Annotated in this window: 16 protein-coding genes; 5 read left to right on the top strand and 11 right to left on the bottom strand. The window is 65.5% G+C overall.

From position 1 onward, the window contains the following. Positions 1-6: 6 nt before the first annotated feature. Genes P2G62_RS15150 through P2G62_RS15140 form a run of 3 tightly spaced genes read right to left on the bottom strand, consistent with a single transcriptional unit; the run spans position 7 to position 2,856 of the window. Complete coding sequence (locus P2G62_RS15150; protein WP_275735757.1) at positions 7-1,113, bottom strand: oligopeptide/dipeptide ABC transporter ATP-binding protein; 1,107 nt, start codon at positions 1,111-1,113, stop codon at positions 7-9. Further along, positions 1,110-2,120, bottom strand: a complete 1,011-nt coding sequence (locus P2G62_RS15145) for an ABC transporter ATP-binding protein (RefSeq protein WP_275735756.1) — start codon at positions 2,118-2,120, stop codon at positions 1,110-1,112. The genes P2G62_RS15150 and P2G62_RS15145 overlap by 4 nt, the downstream gene beginning before the upstream one ends. After that, complete coding sequence (locus tag P2G62_RS15140) at positions 2,113-2,856, bottom strand: FCD domain-containing protein (RefSeq protein ID WP_275735755.1); 744 nt, start codon at positions 2,854-2,856, stop codon at positions 2,113-2,115. Before P2G62_RS15140 ends, P2G62_RS15145 begins: the two co-directional genes overlap by 8 nt. A 445-nt stretch (positions 2,857-3,301) precedes the next feature. Between P2G62_RS15140 and dctP the strand changes: the two genes are divergently transcribed. The 5 genes from dctP to P2G62_RS15115 are packed head-to-tail and all read left to right on the top strand — an operon-like array spanning position 3,302 to position 8,675. Further along, the gene (gene dctP / locus P2G62_RS15135) at positions 3,302-4,381 is read left to right on the top strand and encodes a TRAP transporter substrate-binding protein DctP (protein ID WP_275735754.1); all 1,080 of its coding nucleotides are present in this window, start codon (positions 3,302-3,304) and stop codon (positions 4,379-4,381) included. 1 nt (position 4,382) lies between these two features. Further along, positions 4,383-4,916, top strand: coding sequence for a TRAP transporter small permease subunit (locus P2G62_RS15130; protein WP_275735753.1), 534 nt, complete (start codon positions 4,383-4,385; stop codon positions 4,914-4,916). Between the two features lie 13 nt (positions 4,917-4,929). After that, a complete protein-coding gene (locus tag P2G62_RS15125) occupies positions 4,930-6,255 on the top strand; it encodes a TRAP transporter large permease subunit (protein ID WP_275735752.1) in 1,326 nt (441 codons plus the stop codon). Between the two features lie 3 nt (positions 6,256-6,258). Then, positions 6,259-7,845: a gamma-glutamyltransferase gene (locus tag P2G62_RS15120; RefSeq protein WP_275735751.1), complete on the top strand. Its 1,587-nt coding sequence runs from the start codon at positions 6,259-6,261 to the stop codon at positions 7,843-7,845. A 2-nt stretch (positions 7,846-7,847) separates the two neighbouring features. Next, the gene (locus tag P2G62_RS15115) at positions 7,848-8,675 is read left to right on the top strand and encodes a sulfite exporter TauE/SafE family protein (RefSeq protein ID WP_275735750.1); all 828 of its coding nucleotides are present in this window, start codon (positions 7,848-7,850) and stop codon (positions 8,673-8,675) included. Positions 8,676-8,678: 3 nt separating this feature from the next. On the opposite strand, the gene P2G62_RS15110 is transcribed toward P2G62_RS15115, so the two are convergent. The 8 genes from P2G62_RS15110 to P2G62_RS15075 form a co-directional block, all read right to left on the bottom strand. Then, positions 8,679-9,347, bottom strand: coding sequence for a GntR family transcriptional regulator (locus tag P2G62_RS15110; protein WP_275735749.1), 669 nt, complete (start codon positions 9,345-9,347; stop codon positions 8,679-8,681). Between the two features lie 96 nt (positions 9,348-9,443). Then, entirely contained in the window at positions 9,444-10,160 is a 717-nt protein-coding gene (locus P2G62_RS15105; RefSeq protein WP_275735748.1) for a GNAT family N-acetyltransferase, read from the bottom strand. After that, the gene (menC, locus tag P2G62_RS15100) at positions 10,157-11,284 is read right to left on the bottom strand and encodes an o-succinylbenzoate synthase (RefSeq protein WP_275735747.1); all 1,128 of its coding nucleotides are present in this window, start codon (positions 11,282-11,284) and stop codon (positions 10,157-10,159) included. Before menC ends, P2G62_RS15105 begins: the two co-directional genes overlap by 4 nt. Positions 11,285-11,299: 15 nt before the next feature. Beyond that, the gene (locus P2G62_RS15095; RefSeq protein WP_275735746.1) at positions 11,300-12,067 is read right to left on the bottom strand and encodes an ATP-binding cassette domain-containing protein; all 768 of its coding nucleotides are present in this window, start codon (positions 12,065-12,067) and stop codon (positions 11,300-11,302) included. Beyond that, positions 12,067-12,780 (bottom strand): ABC transporter permease subunit, encoded by a 714-nt coding sequence (locus P2G62_RS15090; RefSeq protein WP_275735745.1) that lies wholly within the window; start codon positions 12,778-12,780, stop codon positions 12,067-12,069. The genes P2G62_RS15095 and P2G62_RS15090 overlap by 1 nt, the downstream gene beginning before the upstream one ends. Further along, positions 12,777-13,484 (bottom strand): ABC transporter permease subunit, encoded by a 708-nt coding sequence (locus P2G62_RS15085; protein WP_275735744.1) that lies wholly within the window; start codon positions 13,482-13,484, stop codon positions 12,777-12,779. The genes P2G62_RS15090 and P2G62_RS15085 overlap by 4 nt, the downstream gene beginning before the upstream one ends. Before the next feature lie 30 nt (positions 13,485-13,514). Next, positions 13,515-14,291, bottom strand: coding sequence for an ABC transporter substrate-binding protein (locus P2G62_RS15080; RefSeq protein WP_275735743.1), 777 nt, complete (start codon positions 14,289-14,291; stop codon positions 13,515-13,517). 41 nt (positions 14,292-14,332) lie between these two features. After that, positions 14,333-15,217 carry a MurR/RpiR family transcriptional regulator gene (locus P2G62_RS15075; RefSeq protein WP_275735742.1) on the bottom strand — a complete coding sequence of 295 codons (885 nt, stop codon included), beginning with the start codon at positions 15,215-15,217 and terminating at the stop codon, positions 14,333-14,335. Between the last annotated feature and the right edge of the window lie 98 nt (positions 15,218-15,315).

The following is a 15,315-nucleotide window of genomic DNA, read 5'->3' as shown; positions in this document are numbered from 1 at the left end:
TCCTTGTCAGATCTCAGGTTCGGGGGGGACCGGAAGGGTTTGCCCTTCTCGTTGTTCACGCATCGCGCGATAGAGCGCGAAACGGCGTTCGGCGGCCGGACTGCGCCCCGTGCCCGTGTCGTTCAGCCCTTGCAGGCTCAGGTCCGGGGCATGGTGGCAGGCGACCGAGGCGCCCGCCGCCAGCCGCGTCAGGGGCGGCGGCGTGCTGCGGCAAAGTTCGGTGGCATAGGGGCAGCGCGGATGGAACCGGCAGCCCGCAGGCGGCGCGATCGGGTTGGGCGGTTCGCCCTGCAATCCGTGCGCAGGCGGTTTCACGCCCACCCGCGGCACCGGAATCGCCGAGATCAGCGCCTCGGTGTAGGGGTGCCGCGGGCGGGTGAACAGCGTGTCGGTGTCGGCGACCTCGACCAGCTGCCCCAGATACATCACCCCCACCCGATCGGCCATGTGACGGATCACGGCCAGATCATGCGCGATGATGATCAGCGTCAGCGCAAATTCATCCTTCAGATCCTGCAGCAGATTGACCACCTGCGCCTGGATCGACACATCAAGCGCCGAAACCGGCTCGTCCGCGATCACCAGCTTGGGCGCACAGGCCAGCGCGCGCGCAATCCCGATGCGCTGGCGTTGCCCGCCCGAGAATTCATGCGGGTAGCGGTCGGCGTGCTGCGGCAGCAGGCCCACGCGCTCCAGCAGTTCGGCCACCCGGGCGCGCCGTTCGTCCGGCCCGCCCAGACCATGCGCGCGCAGCGGTTCCTCGATCAGCGCGCCCACCGTCATCCGCGGGTTGAGCGAGGCGAACGGGTCCTGGAAGATGAATTGCAGATCACGCCGCATCGCACGCATTTCCTCGCCGCGCAGCCCGGTGATGTTGCGGTTCTCGAACAGCACGGTGCCTTCGCTCGGCTCGATCAGACGCACCAGCATCCGCGCCAGCGTGGACTTGCCGCAGCCGGATTCGCCGACGATGGCGAAGGTCTCGCCGCGGCGGATGCGCAGGTCGATCCCGTCAACCGCGCGCACCTCGACCGGCGGCCCGAGCAGCGGCTTGCGGGTGACGAAACGGCGGCGCAGCGACCGGGTTTCCAGGATCAGATCGGGCGTGGTCATGGCGCGACCCCCTGTGCAGCCAGATCGGGTGCACCGAACTCCAGCGGCGCGCGCCAGCAGGCGACACGGTGCCTGTCCCCCAGATCGCGCAAGGGCGGTGCAGCGGCACAGTCGGCCCCGGCGAAAGGGCAGCGTGCGGCAAAACGGCAACCTTCGGGCATTGCATCGGCAGGGGGGACGACACCGGGGATGGTGACCAGACGCCCGCCGCGCGGCCCCAGATCGGGCATCGAACTCATCAGCCCGATCGTATAGGGGTGCTGCGGGTCTTCGAAGACCTTGCGCACGGGGCCCGCCTCGACGATCCGCCCCGCATACATCACCACCACCGTATCGGCCATTTCCGCCACCACTCCCAGATCGTGGGTAATCATGATCAGCGCGGCATTGGTTTCGCGCTGCAGGGTGCGCATCAGATCCAGCACCTGCGCCTGCACCGTCACATCCAGCGCCGTCGTCGGTTCGTCCGCGATCAGCAGCGCCGGGTCATTGGCCAGCGCCATCGCGATCATCGCGCGCTGGCGCATGCCGCCCGACATCTGATGGGGATATTCGTCAAGCCGCTTTTCCGGCGCCGGGATGCGCACGCGCCGCAGCATTTCCAGCGCCCGCGCCCGCGCCTGTTCTCGGTTCACGCCCTTGTGGCGGCGCACCGCCTCGGCGATCTGCTCGCCGACCTTGATCGCCGGGTTGAGCGAGGTCATCGGTTCTTGAAAGATCATCGCCATGCGGTTGCCGCGAATGTCCTTCAGGGTTTCGAGCGACATATCGAACAGATCCTGCCCCTCGAAGATCGCCTGCCCGGACATCCGCCGCGCCGGCGGCATCGGCAACAGCCCCATCAGCGCCAGCGCGGTCAGCGATTTGCCGCACCCGGACTCGCCCACGACGCACAGCGTTTCGCCTGCGTTCAGCGTCAGCGAAACGCCATCCACCAGATTGCCCGGCACTCCGGCGAACCGGATCGACAGGTCGGAGACCTGCAGCAGCGGCGTGGACTCAGTCATGTGCGCCCCCGATACCATCTGCTGCGCCCTGGGCGTCGTCGATCACATGTTTCATCCGCGCCGACAGCGTATTGAGATGCGCGCGCATCGCCTCTTCGGCGCCCACGACATCGCCGCGCTCGATGCAGTCGATCAGATGCATGTGCTGACGGAAATACAGATCATTGCTGCCCGGGCTACGCGCCTTTTCCCGCAGCGCCCGCCACGCATCCGACGAGCGTATCTCGTCGACCAGCGAAAATGCGGTCAGTAGCACGCGATTGCCAGCGGTGCGCGCGATCATCCGGTGCAGCGCACCGTCCCACAGTTCGGCCGCGTCACGATCGGCGGTCTGATGCGTGCGTTCGGCCAGCACCCGCATCCGGCGCACGTCGTCAGGCTTGGCCCGCGCCGCGCACAGGCCCGCCAGCGCGGGTTCGATGTAAAGCCGGGCCTCGGCCACTTCGGAGGCCCGCGTCTGCCCGGCAATCGCCGCTGCCAGCGCCCCGGTCGGATCGGGCGGCTGGCCGATGAAAGTGCCCTTGCCCTGCTTGCGCCAGACCAGCCCCTCGGCTTCCAGCGCCTCCAGCGCGCGACGCACGGCCCGCCGCCCGACGCCCAGGGTTTCGGACAATTCACGCTCGGTCGGCAGCTTGCCCGTGCTGTCCACCTCGCCACTTGTGACCAGAAACCGGAGCTGCCGGAGCACGAAGGACGAGTTTTCGCCATCCTGGATTGTATTTTTGGCGTCTGACATCTTCGGACCACTTCTTGATTGGTTCACTCATGCAGGATCAGCAATGTGTCCTCTGTCAATTTCCATCCGACAAACACGCCCCAATTGCACAAAATTTAATCGAAAATTCCACCAAATAAACGCAATAAGCCCAATATTTACGAGGTTTCTGGGAAATTCAGCCTCCGCACGGCGCTTCAGACCTGAAACGAATCACATTCGCGCTCTTTTCAATTCCATGCGATCCAAGTGCCAGATTGGTTCGCACCGACGATTCGGCTTTCAGTCTTAAATCAGCCCTTTCTCAAGTTCACATTGCGCCAATTTCGAACACATTTTCGCTTTTCATTGTTCATTTTGTATACAATATTGCGATCCATACGCAGCTTTGCATCCACAACTGGCGCCATCTCCATCTCGCCGCCCTAAGCAGGACGGACAGACCTCCCCCTTGAAAGGACAGCGAATGGACAGACGTAAATTCCTGGCAACCGGCGCGACCCTGGCCGCCGTTCCGCTGGCCGCGCCTTCGGTGGCGCGGGCGCAAACCAGCTTCAACTGGAAGATGACCAATGCCTATGGCCCTGGATCGCCCTTCTATGTCGAAGGCCCGGGCAGCCCGACCGACTTCTGCAAGAAGGTCGAGGCGATGTCGGACGGCCGCCTGAAGATCCAGCATTTCGCCGCGGGTGAGTTGATCCCCGCGCTGGAAGGCTTCGATGCGGTGCGCTCTGGCGCGGTCGAGATGAACGCGGCCAACTCCTACTTCTGGGCCGGCAAGATCCCGGCGGCGCAGTATTTCACCACCGTGCCCTTCGGCCTGAACTTCCAGGGCATGAACGCCTGGCTCTACCACGGCGGCGGCATGGATCTGTGGGATGAGCTTTATGCGCCGCTGGGGCTGAAGGCCCTGCCGATGGGCAACACCGGCGTGCAGATGACCGGCTGGTTCCGCAAGCCGATCGAAAGCGTGGCGGATTTCAAGGATCTGAAAATGCGTATCCCGGGCCTTGCGGGCAAGGTTTACGCCAAGCTTGGCGTCGATGTGAAACTGCTGCCGGGCGGCGAGATCTTCCCGGCGCTGGAACGCGGCGTGATCGACGCGGCGGAATTCGTCGGCCCCTATCAGGATCGTCGTCTGGGCCTGCAGAATGCCGCGAAATACTACTACACGACCGGCTGGCACGAACCCTCGAACGTGACCGAACTGCTGATCGGCAAGGCCGCGTGGGACAGCCTGCCCGCCGATCTGCAGGCGATCGTGTCGACCGCGGCAATGGCGTGCAATCTGGAAAGCCACACCTGGTGCGAGGCCAACAACGCCGCCGCGCTGAAGGATCTGGTGGAAAATTCGGGCGTGATCGCCAATGTCCTGCCCGATGAGGTCGTGGCCGAACTGCGCCGCGTCACCGAAGAGGTGCTGGCCGAAGGCGCCGCCGCCGATCCGGCAACCCAAAAGATCCACGATGCCTTCATGGCCTTCCGGGCCGAGCATCGCGACTGGGCGGCGGTTTCAGAGAAACCCTATCACAACCTGCCGGCGTAAGATGACGACGGGTTTCCTGGACAAGATCGCGAACGGTGCCGCAAGCACCGTTCGTCACATCGGCCAGATCGCGGCGTGGAGCGGTCTGGCGCTGGTGCTGCTGGTCGCGCTGAACGTGCTGCTGCGCTATTTCTTCGCGCTCGGCTCGGTCGCGCTGCAAGAGGCGGAATGGCATCTGATGGCGGTGGGCGCGCTGTTTGGCATGGCCTACGGGCTCAATCAGGGCGGCGAGGTGCGCGTCGACATCTTCTATGCCCGGATGTCGCGCGGCAAACAGGCGGTTGTCGATGTGATTTCGCATGCCGCGCTTGGGGTGATCGCGCTGATCATCGGTTGGCTGTCGATCGCCTATGTCCAAAGCAGCTATGCCATTGCCGAAGGCTCGCCCGATCCGGGGGGCCTGCCCTATCGCTATCTGCTCAAGGCCGCGATCCCGGCGGCCTTTGCGCTGCTTGCCCTGCAATCCCTTGCGATGACCGCCGAAAGCCTTGCCCGCCTGTTGCGGCGGCTGCGGCGCGGATCGCAATCCGAATGAATGGCCCTGTCCGATGCCCGTGAATGAAATCCTTGCCCTGTGTATGATCGGGGCCTTCTTCCTGCTGCTTCTGGGCGGTGTCCCGGTGGCGATCTGCCTTGGTGCGACCGGCCTTGTGTTCGGCTATGCCGGGTTCGGCCCGATGCTGTTTTCGCTGCTGCCCGCGCGGATCTATGGCGTCATCACCAATTACACGCTGCTGGCGCTGCCGCTGTTCATCTTCATGGGCATCATGCTGGAGCGATCCAAAATCGCCGAGAACCTGCTGGAGGTGATCGGCCTTGCCATGGGCGGCCTGCGCGGCGGCATGGCGCTGGCGATCATTCTGGTCGGCGTGCTGATGGGCGCGGCCTCTGGCGTTGTGGGCGCGACGGTGGTCACCGTCGGGCTGATCGCGCTTGGGCCGATCATCCGGCGCGGCTATGACACCGGGGTAGCCAGCGGTGTGATCTGTGCCTCGGGCACGCTGGGGCAGATCATCCCGCCCAGTCTGGTGCTGATCCTGCTGGGCGACATCATGGGCGAATCCGTGGGCACGCTGTTTGCCGCGGCACTGATCCCCGGGTTGATGCTGTCGGGGCTGTTCATCGGCTATGTGCTGCTGCTGGGCATCTTCAAACCCGCCAGCGTCCCCGCAATCCCGCAGGACGAACGCGCGCAATATACCCGCGCCGACATCGCGATGAAGCTGCTGCGCGTCGTGCTGCCGCCGATCGCGCTGATCGTGCTGGTGTTGGGCTCGATCATCGGCGGCATCGCGGCCCCGACCGAGGCCGCCTCGATGGGCGCGTTCGGCAGTATCGTGCTGGCCGCCTTTTCCGGGCGGCTGAGCTGGCCGGTGCTGCGCGACACCGTGCGCGGCGCCTTCGTCACCAGCGCGATGGTGTTCCTGATCCTGATCTTCGCGCAGCCCTTCGGTCTGGCCTTCCGGGGTCTGGGCGGCGAACGGCTGGTGCAGGATGCCTTTGCTGCGGTGCCCGGCGGGCTGAACGGGCAGATCGCGTTTCTGATGCTGCTGCTGTTCGTGCTGGGCTTCTTTCTGGAATGGATCGAGATCTCCTATATCGCCCTGCCGCTGTTCTTGCCGATTTTTCACGCGGCGGGCGCCGACATGGCGTGGATTTCGATCCTGGTTGCGGTAAACCTGCAGACCTCGTTCCTGACGCCGCCGTTTGGCTGGGCGCTGTTCTTCCTGAAAGGCGTGGCGCCGCCCTCGGTCAAGACCAGCGACATCTACCGCGGTGTCATCCCCTTCATCGGCCTGCAGCTTCTGGCGCTGGCGCTGGTGTTCTTCTTCCCGCAGCTGGCGACCTGGCTGCCCAATGCAATCGGATGGTAAGACATGCTACATTCCGCACTTGGCTATAGCGGCGCGATCACCGCGCCCCATCGGGCGGCGGCGCTGGCCGGACGCGACATTCTGGCCGCGGGCGGCAGCGCGATCGAGGCGATGGTGGCCGCCGCCGCCACGATCGCGGTGACCTACCCGCATATGAACGGGATCGGCGGCGACGGGTTCTGGCTGATCCATCGCCCCGGTCAGGCGCCGGTGGGGATTTTCGCGGGCGGCCACGCGGCGGCGCTGGCCACGCCCGGTTGGTATGCGGCGCAGGGGGTGACCGAGGCGATCCCCGCGCGCGGCGGTCTGGCCGCGCTGACGGTGCCGGGCACCATCGGCGGTTGGGAGGCGGCGCTCGATCTGATCCCCGCCGCGCGGCGTCTGCCGCTGGCGCAACTGCTGGCCTCGGCTATCGGATATGCGCGCGACGGGATCGCAGTCACTGGCAATCAGGCGCGCACCACCGCCGAGAAGCTGGACGGTCTGCGCGATGTACCGGGCTTTGCCGAGATCTTCCTGAACGACGGCGCCGCCCCCGCAGCCGGTTCCCGGATGCGGCAGCCCGCACTGGCGCGCACGCTGGAACGTCTGGCGACCGAGGGGCTGCGCAGCTATTACGAGGGCGAGATCGCGCAGATCCACGGCGATTTTCTGGCGGCCCACGGCAGCCCGCTGCGCGCCGCCGATTTCGCCGCCTATCGCGCCCAGCAGGTCACGCCCTTGCAGGTCACGACCTCGCAAGGCACGCTCTATAACATGACCGCGCCGACGCAGGGCGTGGCCTCGCTGATGATTTTGGGGCTGTTTGACCGGCTGGGGGTGCAGACGGGCGAAGGGTTCGACCATACCCACGGGCTGATCGAGGCCACCAAGCAGGCCTTCCTTCTGCGCAATGCCGGACTGGGCGATCCGGCGGCGATGGCTGAACCCGCGCAGGACTGGCTGGCCGACGACCGGCTGGACGCGATGGCCGCGCGGATCGACCGTGCCCGCGCCCTGCCCTGGCCGTACGAGCCCAAACAGGGCGACACGATCTGGATGGGGGCCGCCGACCGCGACGGCACCGTCGTCAGCTTCATTCAAAGCGTGTTCTGGGAATTCGGGTCGGGCCTGACCTGCCCGCAGACCGGCGTCTTCTTCCAGAACCGCGGCGCGGGGTTTTCGCTGCAGCCCGGCCCGAACCAGCTGGCGCCCGGCAAGCGCCCGTTTCACACGCTCAACCCCGCGCTCGCGCATCTGCCCGACGGCCGGGTGCTGGCCTATGGCACGATGGGCGGCGAGGGCCAGCCGCAGACGCAATCGGCGATCTTCACCCGCTACGCGCAATTCGGCATGGATCTGCAGGCGGCCGTGACGGCGCCGCGCTGGCTGCTGGGTAAGACCTGGGGCGACAACACCACCTCGCTCAAGCTGGAATCCCGCTTCGATCCGACGCTGGTGGCGCAGTTGCGGGGCGCGGGCCATCAGGTCGAGATCCTGCCTGAATTTTCCGATCTTGTGGGACACGCCGGCGGCGTTGTCCTGCATCCCACCGGGCTTTTCGAAGCCGCAACCGACCCCCGCGCCGATGGCGCCGCAGTGAGTTACTGACCATGACCGACCTATCAATTCTGCAACTGGCGATGATCCTTGGCGGCGTCGCGGCCACCGCAATTCTGGCCGGCATTCTGGCCGGGCTGCTGGGGGTCGGCGGCGGCATCGTTCTGGTGCCGGTGCTGTTCTGGATCCTGTCGCTGACCCATTTCCCGCCGGAACTGTCGATGCATATGGCCGTGGCCACCTCGCTTGCGACGATCATCTTCACCTCGGTCTCCTCGGCGCGCGCGCATCACAAGCGCGGCTCGGTCGACCCGGCGCTGTTGCGGCTTTGGGCGCCGGGGATCGTGCTGGGCGCGCTGAGCGGCGGGCTGGCCGCGAAATACATCGACGCAAGCGGACTGAAGGCGATTTTCGGCACGCTGGCGCTGCTGGTGTCGATCAACATGGCCACGCCGAAGACGCTGGTGATCAGCGACCACCTGCCCCGCAGCCGCGCGGTCAACGGCGCGATTTCCTATGTGACGGGGCTGTTGTCGGCGCTGATGGGGATCGGCGGCGGCACGCTGTCGGTGCCGCTGCTGGCCGGCTTCTCGGTCGAGATCCGCCGTGCGGTGGGCACGGCCTCGGCCTTTGGCTTCATGATTGCGGTGCCCGCCGTGCTGGGCTTCATCTATTCGGGTCTGGGGGTGCCGAACCGCCCGCCGCTGTCGCTGGGCTATGTCAACCTGCTGGCCGCAGGCATCATCCTGCCCTTCACGGTGGGGTTCGCGCCCGTAGGTGCCGCACTGGCGCACAGCCTGGATACGGTCTGGATCAAACGCGCCTTCGCGCTGTTTCTGATGATCACCGCCGTGCGGATGCTGATCTCGGCCTTCGGCTGATCCTTATCGCATCCGCGACAGAACCTCGCGCGCGGCACTCACAAGGTGCCGCCGCAACGCGTTTTCGGCCCGCTTCGGGTCGCGGTCCAGCAAGGCCGAGACGATCGCCTCGTGTTCCTCGTTCGAGCGCGCCATCCGGGCGTCGCTTTGCAGCTGCGATTTGCGGAACGGCGCCAGTTTCAGCCGCAGCGCATTGGCCAGTTCGATCAGGTCGCGGTTATGCGTGGCCTCGAAGATCCGCTGGTGAAAGACGCTGTTGGCGGCCTCGTAGGCGGCGATTTCGCCGCGCTGCGCCATCTGCGCCATCGCGCGGTGCAACTCCTCCAGCTCGCCACGTTCGCCAATCGTCATCCGCTCGGCCGCGAAACGCCCGCATAGCGCCTCCATCTCGCCCATCGCCTCGAACATCTGTTCGATCCGGTCACGGGTGATATTGGCCACGACCACGCCGCGAAACGGCGCCCGGTCGGCCAGCGAAAGCGCCACCAGCCGGTGCAGTGCCTCGCGGATCGGGGTGCGCGACACGCCGAAGCGCTGCGTCAGGCTTTGCTCGTCCAGCTTGCTGCCTGCGGCCAGATCGCCCGCGATGATCTCGGCCTCCAACTGCGCCGCGATCAGCGTGCTTTGCAACGGACGCGGGGACTGGGACGAGACTTCCTCGGGGGGCGACATGCGTCATCCTTCGACTGCAGGGTAAGGGTTGTGATGATGTTCTAGCCGACCGCCAGACGGGTTTCCAGCCCAAGCGCCCGGCGCCGATGCCCCCGTTCAGCCCAGCAGATAACTGTGGCGCGCACGGTCGAAGCCCACGATACCCTGCCCCGCCGCAAAGGCCGATTGCAGCGCGGCGCGCACCCGCAAACGCTCGGCCAGGGCTGTTTGCCGATCCTGGGCGAGCAGCGCGTCGATGTCGCGCGGGATTTGCAGCCATGCCTGCCCCGCCTCGGCCTGCGGGACGGCGGCGGTGCCCCTGACGCGCGCCACGACCGCAGGGCTGCCCAGATGCCAGACGGCCATCACCCGGTCCGAGGGCAGGCCCGCATTGATCCCGGGCATCGGGCCGTAATAATCGACCAGATAGTCGTGGCAAACCGCGCCCAGCACGCCGATGTTCAGCCCCGCGTTGATCGCGCGCAGCGGATCATAGGTCCAGCGCACAGAGGTGATGCCGCGCGCCAGACACCAGTCGCGCTGAAACCATTTCATCCGCGCGCCCAGACCCAAGCCCCGCGCATCCGGGTGAATGCCCAGCCGGTGCGAATGCTGCAGCTCCGGCGTGGCGGTCGGAAAGCCCAGCAGAAAGCCCAGCATCTCGGCCCCGCGAAACGCGCCCGCGACCAGTGCGCCTTCGGATTGCAGCGCCATCATAATGTCGGAATTGTCGGGTTTTTCGCCCGCGCCCCAAACCTCGACCTGAAACGCCTCGGCCCGGGCCAGTTCGTCCAGCCCCGACAGTTCGCGCAAGATCACGCCATCGCCGCTCATGCGCCAAACTCCTCGGTGCTCAGCGTAACGGTGTTCAGGAAGTCCCAGTCCAGCGTTACGCCGATGCCCGCGCCATTGCCCGGCACCGGCATCAGGCCGCCCGCAGCCTCCAGCGGTTCGTTGATGATGTCGCGGTGGAAATAGCGGCTGGAGGACGAGGTATCGCCCGGCTTGGTGAAATTGGGCAACGTGGCCAGATGGATGTTATGAGCCCGCCCGATGCCGCTTTCCAGCATGCCGCCACACCACACCGGGGCGCCGAAGGACTCGGACACGTCATGGATCGCGCGCGCCGCCGCATAGCCGCCGACCCGTCCGACCTTGATGTTGATGACCCGCGCCGCCTCGGCCGCCAGCGCCTTGCGGCAATCGGCGGGGGTGCGGATCGATTCATCCAGACAGATCGCAGTGCGGATCTGGCGCTGCACGATGGCGTGGTCGTGGATGTCATCGACCGCCAGCGGCTGCTCGATATAATCCAGATCGAAATCGTCCATCGCGCGCAGCGTGGCCAGATCGGCCAGCCCGTAGGCGGTGTTGGCATCGACCGTCAGCTTGATCTTCGGGAAATCCCGGCGCACGGCGGCCAGCAAGTCCAGATCATGCCCCTGCGCCACCTTCAGCTTGATCCGCTTGTACCCCGCCTGCTGCGCCACCGCGATGCGCGCCAGCGTCGCGCTGATCGGCGCGATCCCGATCGAAACGCCCACCGGCACCGCATCGCGCACGCCGCCAAGCGCGGATTTCAGCGGCAGATCCAGCGCCTTGCACCACAGATCCCAGAACGCCATTTCGACCACGGCCTTGCTCATCCGGTGGCCGCGCCAAGGCGCCATCAGCGCGGTCAGCTCGGCCGGCGAGGCAAAGCGACGCCCGACGATCTGCGGCAGGATCAGTTCGCGCAGGAAGGCCAGCGCGCCGGGGATCGTTTCCTCCAGATAATCGGGGAACGGGTCCATCACCGCCTCGGCGTAGCCTTCCAGCCCCTCGCCGCGCAGCACCAGCAGCGGAAAGACCTTGTCGGTCATCGTCTGGTTCGAGACGACGAAGGGGGTAATCAGCGGCAGGCTGACCACGCGCAATTCGGCCCCGTCGATGCGCAGGCCTTCGAAAACAGATGCCATTTTACGGCTCCAGAGTTAGCGGATGTTCGAGATGAAGCGGGCGAATGCCTCGCTGTCGGGATGGTTGAACAGCTTGTCGGGCGTGCCCTGCTCGGCCACCCGGCCCTGATGCAGGAAGACGACCTCGGTCGAAACCTCGCGCGCGAAGGCCATCTCATGCGTGACGACGATCATCGTGCGGCCCTCGGCGGCCAGATCCTGCATTACCTTCAGCACCTCGCCCACCAGTTCGGGGTCCAGCGCCGAGGTCGGCTCGTCGAACAGGATGGCGTCGGGTTCCATCGCCAGCGCGCGTGCAATCGCCACGCGCTGCTGCTGGCCGCCCGACAGTTGCGCGGGATACATGTGCATGCGTTCGGCCAGACCGACACGGGCCAGCAGCGCCTCGGCCTGATCGCGCGCCTCGGCCTTGGGGCGGCGTTTGACCTGCACCGGGCCTTCCATCACGTTTTCCAGAACGGTGCGGTGGGTCCACAGGTTGAACTGCTGAAACACCATTCCAAGCCGCTGGCGCATCCGCTCGATCTGGCGCGGGTCGCCGGGGCGGCCGTTGCGCACCACGATTTCCTCGCCATGCACCGACACCTGACCCGATGTCGGGATTTCCAGAAAGTTCAGACAACGCAGGAAGGTCGACTTGCCCGACCCGGACGAGCCCAAGATCGAGATCACGTCGTGATTGCGCGAGTCCAGCGAAATTCCCTTGAGCACCTCGTGCGTACCGAAACTCTTGTGGATATTCTGCGCGCTGAGCACGACATCTTGCGAAGGTTGCGGCTGCATCACTGAACTCCCTGCGGGGTGTGCCCCGTCATGTGTCGAGAAAGGCGGCGCTCGGCCAGGCGCCACAGAAGGACGAAACTGATCGTCATCGCGAGGTAGAGCACAGCCGCCCAGAAATAGATCGAGAAGTCGAAGCTGCGCGAAAAGATCTGCCGGGTGCGGCCCATTAGATCGAAGACGGTGACGACCGAAGCCAGCGCCGAGGCTTTCATAAGCAAGATGATTTCATTGCCAAGCGCGGGCCAGGCGATGCGGTAGGCGTGCGGAAACACGATCCGGCGCAGCACCGTCAGCCGCGACATGCCGATCGCGCGGCCGGCCTCGATTTCACCCGGCGCCACGGCCTGAATGCCGCCGCGCAGAATTTCTGTCTGATAGGCGCAGGAGTTGATCGCAAAGACCAGCACCGCGCAGTTGAACGGATCGCGGAAAAACCCCCACAACCCCAGCGACTGCAATTCCACCCGGAACTGGCCCGAGCCGTAGAACACCAGAAACAGCTGCGCCAGAATGGGGGTGCCCCGAATGAACGAGATGTAGATGCGCAGCGGCGCCTGCGCCAGGGCCGAGCCCTGCGCGCGCAGCAGCGCCAGCGGCGGCGCGGCCATCGCCGCGATCAGCGCGCCCAGCCCCGTCAGCGCCAGCGTGGTGCCCACACCATCAATCAGCTTCGGCCAGTTCTGCGCCAATGTGTCGATCAGGGCCATGCTCATGCTCTCCTCACGCCGCGGTTGGCGCGCTGTTCCAGCCGCGCCAGGCCCAGTTCCGAGACCAGACACAGCAGCCAGTAGATCAGGCAGGCCACCAGATAGAAGGTGAAGGGTTGCTTGGTGACGCCCACCGCAACCTTGGTGGCGCGCATCAGATCATCCAGCGCGATGACCGAGACAAGCGCGGTGTCCTTCAGCAGGTTCAGCCACAGGTTGCCCATCCCCGGCAGCGCGAACCGCCACAGCTGCGGCAGCTTGATGCGCCAGAAGATCTGCCGCGGGGTCATGCCAATGGCGCGCCCGGCCATGATCTGCCCCTCGGGGACCGCCAGAAAGGCACCGCGCAGCACCTCGGCCGCGAAGGCGGCAAAGACCAGCGCCAGCGCCACCACCCCGGCGGCGAAGGGCGAAAACTCGACCGGCGCGGCCTCGGGCGACAGCATCGCCATCGCCCTGTTCAGCAGTAGACCCACGCCGTTATAGACGATGAACAGGGTCAGGATTTCGGGCAGCCCGCGCATCAGCGTGGTATAGCCCACCCCAAGCGCGCGCAGCCCGCGATTGTGCGACAGCGACAGACCCGCCACCGCAAAACCGATCAGCAATCCCACCGGCAGGGTGGTCACCGCCAGACGCAGCGTGACCCACAGCCCCGCCAGGATCTCGTCGCCCCAGCCAAGGGGCCCATAGGAGAACAGCTCAAACATGATTGTCACCTTTGACCAGGGCGGCGAGGGTTACTGCATCGTGTAAAGGTCGATCGAGAAATACTTGTCGTTGATCGCCTTGTAAGTGCCATCCGCGCGGATCTCGGCCAGCGCCTTGTTCAGACGCTCGCGCAGGTCGTTGTCTTCCTTGCGCAGCGCGATGCCCACACCTTCGCCCACGAATTTCGGATCGGTGATCGGGGCGCCGGCGATCTTGCAGCACGCGCCGTCTTCGGTCTTTTCGACGAAATCCAGAAGCGGCAGCATGTCGCCCACCATCACGTCCAGCCGGCCCGAGGCCATATCGAGGCTGGCTTCGTCCTGCGTCGGATACAGCCGCACATCCGCGTCGGGATAGGAGGCGACGGCATAATCGGCCTGCGTCGTGCCCGCCTGCGCCCCCACGACCAGATCTTTCAGCGTGTCATTGGTGAACTCGGTCAGTTCCGAATCCTTCGGCACGACATGGGTCATCGCGGCCATATAGTAGGGGTCGGTGAAGGCCACCTGTTCCTTGCGGGGTTCGGTGATGAACATCGAGGCGATGATGAAGTCGTATTTCTTGGCCAGAAGCCCGGGGATGATGCCGTCCCAGTCCTGCGCCACGATCTCGCACTCGGCGCCGATGCGCTTGCACAGCTCCAGCCCGACGTCGATGTCGAAGCCTTCGACCTTGCCCTCGGGGGTGACGTAGTTGAAGGGCGGATAGGCGCCCTCGGTCCCCAGTTTCAGCGTTTCCGCCGACACGCCCGAGGCGATGCCCGACAGCAGCACCGCAGTGCCCAGAAGTTTGGAAAGTTTGGCCATGATAGTCCCTGTTGGTGGTTGGTTTATCGAAAACGGAGTGGCTATTCGGCGACCGGGGTCAGCGGGTTGCCGACATGGCCGGTGAAGGCGCCGTACAGCCGCGCGACTTCGTTGAGCCGCGCCTCGGCCCCCTCGCCGCGCGCGAGGAAGATGTCGTTGATCATCAGGTTGCTCAACACCGCCAGATGCGCGGTGGAATCCCAGAACTGGTTGAACTGGGTGGCGACCATGAACTGCTCGGTCGCGAAATCCGCGCCCCAGCTGCAAAACTGATCGGTGAAGATCGTCACCGCGATGCCGCGCGCGCGCGCCTCGCGCGCCAGCACCAGCGCCTGACGCGAATAGCGCCGCGCCTCGAAGATCGCCAGGCAGGCCTCGCCCGCCTCGGCCAGGACTTCGGCGAAATTGCCCATCGACAGGTCGATCATCTGCACGCCGGGGCGGACATATTGCATCTGGCTGGCAAAATAGAGCGCAAGCCCGCGTTCGGTCTGAAACCCCGCGACAAAGACCTTCGGGCAGTGCGCGAACCGCACGACCGCGCGTTGCCAATCCGGCGTGCGTGCCATTTCGTAAACGCCGACGAGCCCGGCGATTTCCGCCTCCAGCCCCTGCGACAACCGCTCTTCGCGCTGGCCCGGCGCCTGACGCAGCGCATCCAGCCGGTCCTTGATCAGCCAGGGCTGATCGCCGATGTCGTCCTTCAGATGTTCCTTCAGGTCTTTCAGATTGGCATAGCCGATGGCCCGGCAGAACCGCCCGATGCTGGCCTCGCTGACCTGTACCTTTTCGGCCAGCGTTGCGGCGGTTTCAAACGGCAGGTCCTTGAGCCGCGCCAGCATGAACCGCGCAATCGCCCGGTTCGAGCGCGACCCGGCCTCGGCGGCGTCAGTCAGTCGGGCATGCAGTGGCAGGGGGGCGGTCATCAGGGTCTCACGGGTGGCTTTATGACAGTTTTTTGCCATATGATCCACAATGTCAAATATCTTGCAAAAAATGCGGAGCAAAACCGTCGCCCCGCCCG

Origin of the sequence: Paenirhodobacter sp. CAU 1674 (assembly GCF_029222945.1) — a bacterium.
GTDB lineage: Bacteria > Pseudomonadota > Alphaproteobacteria > Rhodobacterales > Rhodobacteraceae > Rhodobacter.
This window is presented reverse-complemented; position numbering and strand designations above follow the sequence as displayed.